The sequence below is a fragment of the Geminocystis sp. GBBB08 genome (assembly GCF_016743215.1).
In the GTDB taxonomy this organism is placed as follows: Bacteria; Cyanobacteriota; Cyanobacteriia; order Cyanobacteriales; family Cyanobacteriaceae; genus Geminocystis.
In genome coordinates this window covers 1-2,677 of record NZ_VRZC01000271.1, presented here as the reverse complement: position 1 = coordinate 2,677, position 2,677 = coordinate 1, and the positions used below count along the sequence as shown (strand labels likewise).

2 protein-coding genes and 1 pseudogene are annotated in these 2,677 nt (G+C 33.8%); all 3 read left to right on the top strand.

Annotated elements, in window-relative coordinates; genetic code table 11:
- On the top strand, positions 1 to 502 hold a 502-nt coding region (locus FWJ34_RS19090; protein WP_308256909.1), incomplete at its 5' end, for a ricin-type beta-trefoil lectin domain protein.
- A gap of 109 nt (positions 503 to 611) precedes the next feature.
- Positions 612 to 2,126, top strand: coding sequence for a hypothetical protein (locus FWJ34_RS19085; protein WP_308256908.1), 1,515 nt, complete (start codon positions 612 to 614; stop codon positions 2,124 to 2,126).
- A gap of 131 nt (positions 2,127 to 2,257) precedes the next feature.
- Positions 2,258 to 2,677 (top strand): annotated as a pseudogene (locus tag FWJ34_RS19080) (DNA-binding response regulator); the annotation flags it as partial.

Below are 2,677 nucleotides of genomic sequence, written 5' to 3'. Positions count from 1 at the left end.
GACAAGAGTTTTAGAAAATAAAGCTCTTTTTTTATCGAATCCAAAAATAACTTTGCGATTTTATGCAAAAAGTTTGCGGGTTTACGCAAGATATTCTCAAATCAAATTTTTATACTGGGGTGTATCAGTCAAAAAGAAATCATCAAAGAGGAAAGTTAAAGCGATGAAAAAAGTTTTATCTACAGCATTGGGAACTTTAGCTATTTTAGGTAATGTTATTACCCCAGCTCATGCGGGAGGAATGATGATTCAAGCTAGATCGTCGATGAATCTCTGTTTAGATATTGCAAATCCAGAAGGTCAAGGTCCAGTCAATGGTGCATCGGTTATAGCTTTTCAATGTCATGGTGGAGCTAATCAAAGGTTTCAACGGTATAATGATGGGACAATTCGGGCTACAGAATTTGGTGGATTATGTTTAGATATTGCGAATCCAGAAGGTCAAGGTCCAGTCGTTGGTGCATTGATTATGGCTTTTCAATGTCATGGTTACGATCTTTAATGGGGAAATTGGTGTAACGATCAATCGCATAGTATCTTTTCCTAATCACGAAATGGTGCGGAGAAATGGGTATTTTTCAATCCCTCTTTTCTTTAATTTTTATCAATCCATGAATAAAACCATAACCACATTACTATCTATCTCCTTTTTACTACTATCAAATAGTATTGCCTCTAGCCAAGAAGTGCGTAGATTCGGAAAACCGGGCAATGATGGCAGAAATGGAATAGATGGTAGAAACGGTAGAAATAATAACGATAGTAAGATTATCGCCGATGGTAATAGCCAAACCATAGATATCTCAGGTACTAACGGAGAAGATGCTACTGATGGAGAAAACGGAAATAACGCCTTTAACTGCGAACAACCCCAAAATCCTCCCTATTTTCTCAGAGGTGCGAATGGTGGTAATGGTGGCAGTGGTGGTAATGGTGGTAATGGTGGTAACGGTGGTAATGCCACTATTTTTTATACTGATACCGCTAATCTTAAAAAAATTACTCTGGATAACTCTGGCGCAAAAGGTGGGAATGGTGGAAGAGGGGGTAATGGCGGTAATGGTTGTCAAATAACAATACCTCATTGGCAAGTCAAATACTGTGAATGGGAATTATGGCTAAAAAGAACCGATATTGCTGATTCTAAATGGCAAAATAATCCTAATGATAATAAAACTACCTATTGCACAGGAGTACAAAATATTGATGCTCAATCCCATACTCCCCCTAGCCCTAATCTTTATAGCAATGTGACTTATCAATGGAAATATTTAGGGGTAACTTCCACAGAAAATTATTCAGGAGAATCAGGTAAATCAGGACAAAATGGCAATAATGGCAGTAATGGAAATAACGGTAAATATGGTAACGTGTGGTTAATTCCCCGAATGGATATTCCGACAGAAAATGTTAGTTATAGTAATTCTTTAGCTAATTTAATCGGTAAAAAAATTGATTTAACTAAGAATATTTGGGTAAATCGACAAGGATTACAGTCTTTACTTAACCCTAACTCTCGTGTACCCAACAATTATACTTATCTTTTATCTACTGCTAACCTTAGTTATCGTATTCTGTGGACTGCCAAACAAACTCCTACCCAACTAGAAATTAACAATATTGAGTTAGGAGGGGAAATAGTTTTAGATGGTACTACTCCGAAAATGTCTTTAGAAGCTAATATTCCGGGTACGATCGAATATCAAACAAAAACAGAAGGCAATATAACGACTTTAAGGATAACAGGAGGTTTTGAACCAAGTCGAGTTGAATCTTACCAAGTAATTGATAATAATGCTGAGAAAAAACCCTATGAATTAATCCTAATTGATAACGGAAAAGTTAGAGAGTTATTAACCAATACGAAATTTAGTATTACTACTTTTATTAAACAAAATGATGGTATTTATCAAGAGCGTGATACTGTGGTATTTAATCTTCCACCCGATAAATTTCCTACGGGAAGTGTGACAGTTAATAATTATCAATATACATTGAACTTAGGAAAAGATTTATTTCCTTGGTTAAAAGCTGATTCTGGTTATCAATTAAAACATTTAATTACTATTACTCAAACAACAAAAAGAGGAGTGATTTATCAACAAGAAATTGAGTATGAAAGATAAAAATAATAATGGTTCTCCCAATTGTATTATGCGAAATGAATGATAAAACTTATTCTATGGTCATGTGTTTTGTTAAAATTGATACAGTTAGATAACAAACTTGGTAGAACCAAAAATAATTGTAAAACAAAATGACAAAAACAGAAAATTATTTATTTTACATAGTAGAAGATCATCCCGAAGTAGCTCAAAATAACTGTATATTCTTAAAAAAAGTTTATCCTTCTGCCTTTTGTCTTGTTTTAGAAACTCCTGACAAACTTCTCGAACGTCTAACCTTAGAAATTCCCTCACTGGTGGTTTTAGATTTACAATTTGGAAATATTAAGGGTATTCAATCAGTTGTTCCTACATTAAAAATTTTAAATACTTTATTTTTAGAATATCCTACCTTAAATATACTGATTTATAGCAGTGAGCATAGTTATTTACATCCTTACATCTCACAAATTAGTAACCATCAAGGAGGATTTTCTGTAGTATCTAAAATGCAACGACGACAATTCTTTTTAGATGGTGCTAAAAATGACTTGAAAGGGTTGTTAACTTTA

Coding starts and splice junctions, on each gene's coding strand:
- FWJ34_RS19085 (WP_308256908.1), top strand. CDS start 612: ATGAATAAAACCATAACCACATTACTATCTATCTCCTTTTTACTACTA.